This window comes from Streptomyces sp. HSW2009, assembly GCF_040240285.1.
Lineage (GTDB): Bacteria > Actinomycetota > Actinomycetes > Streptomycetales > Streptomycetaceae > Streptomyces.
Window position 1 is genome coordinate 1 of record NZ_JBEHZD010000957.1, and the last position, 1,581, is coordinate 1,581.

Below are 1,581 nucleotides of genomic sequence, written 5' to 3' on the forward strand. Positions count from 1 at the left end.
CCCCCCCCCCCCCTACCCCCCCCCCCCCCCCCCCCCCCCCCCCCCCCCCCCCCCCCCCCCCCCCCCCCCCCCCCCCGGCGACCGGCAGACAGGCGAGTTGGAGGAGGAACCGTGGCAACGTCCCCGAGCGGCTATTCGTACGGCGAAGGGCAGCAGCCTGACCCACAGGGTCAGGCGCCGCTGAACCGGTTCAACTTCCCCTCCGCGCCCAGCCGCCGGGTCCGGCCCACGGCCCAGCAGCAGCCCGGCGACGCGTCCGGTGACGCGCTCCCCCAGCAGCCGCAGCGGGGCCCCGCACAGCGCCGTGCGGCGTCCCAACAGGCGGACGACTGGCCCACCGAGCCGCAGCAGCCGTACGAGCAGCGCCACCAGCAGCCGTACCAGCCGCAGCACGGCCAGCCCGGCGCTCAGCCCTACCCCCAACAGCCGCCGCAGCAACGGCAGCCGCACCAGCAACAGCCGTACGAGCAGCCTGGCTACGGCCAGCCGCGCCACGGTGGTCAGCCGGGACGGCAGCCGCAGCCGCGGCCCGGTTACGAGCCGCCCGCCGACCCGTACGCGCCGCACAGCCCGCGCATCGAACCGGTGCAGCCGCAGCACGACGAGCCGGAGCCCGCACCCGCCGCGCACAACCCGCTCGTGCGCCCCTATGCCATGACCGGCGGCCGTACGCGGCCCCGGTACCAGCTCGCCATCGAGGCGTTGGTGAGCACCACGGCCGATCCGTCCCAGCTCCAGGGCCAGTTGCCCGAGCACCAGCGGATCTGCCACCTCTGCCGGGAGATCAAGTCGGTCGCCGAGATCTCCGCACTCCTCTCCATTCCCCTTGGCGTCTCCCGCATCCTCGTCGCCGACTTGGCCGAGGCGGGGCTCGTCGCCATCCATCAGCCCGGCGGCGACGAGACCGCCGGCGGACAGCCTGACGTGACACTGCTCGAAAGGGTGCTCAGTGGACTTCGCAAGCTCTAGCGGTGCAGCCCGCTCCACCACCTCCGCGAAGATCGTGGTGGCGGGCGGCTTCGGCGTGGGCAAGACCACGTTCGTCGGCGCGGTCTCGGAGATCAACCCGCTGCGCACCGAGGCCGTGATGACCTCCGCATCGGCGGGGATCGACGACCTGACCCACGCCCCGGACAAGACCACCACCACGGTGGCCATGGACTTCGGCCGCATCACGCTCGACCAGGACCTGATCCTGTACCTGTTCGGCACGCCCGGGCAGGACCGGTTCTGGTTCATGTGGGACGACCTGGTACGCGGCGCGATCGGCGCGATCGTGCTGGTGGACACCCGACGGCTCGCCGACTGCTTCCCCGCCGTCGACTACTTCGAGAACTCGGGCCTGCCGTTCGTCATCGCCCTCAACGGGTTCGACGGCCACCAGCCCTACACGCCGGACGAGGTGCGCGAGGCGCTCCAGATCGGCCCGGACGCGCCGATCATCATCACCGACGCCCGGCACCGCAACGAGGCCAAGAGCGCGCTCATCACGCTGGTCGAGCACGCCCTGATGGCCCGGCTGCGCTAGCCGGCCGCCGACGCCGGGGTACGGGGCGGTACACACCAGGTGGTGTGTACCGC

General features: G+C 72.9%; 2 protein-coding genes. Both read left to right on the forward strand.

The window, feature by feature from the left end:
• The first annotated feature begins 180 nt into the window (after positions 1-180).
• A complete protein-coding gene (locus AAHZ94_RS33820; RefSeq protein ID WP_349997519.1) occupies positions 181-969 on the forward strand; it encodes a DUF742 domain-containing protein in 789 nt (262 codons plus the stop codon).
• Complete coding sequence (locus AAHZ94_RS33825; protein ID WP_349997518.1) at positions 950-1,528, forward strand: GTP-binding protein; 579 nt, start codon at positions 950-952, stop codon at positions 1,526-1,528. The genes AAHZ94_RS33820 and AAHZ94_RS33825 overlap by 20 nt, the downstream gene beginning before the upstream one ends.
• Positions 1,529-1,581: the final 53 nt, after the last annotated feature.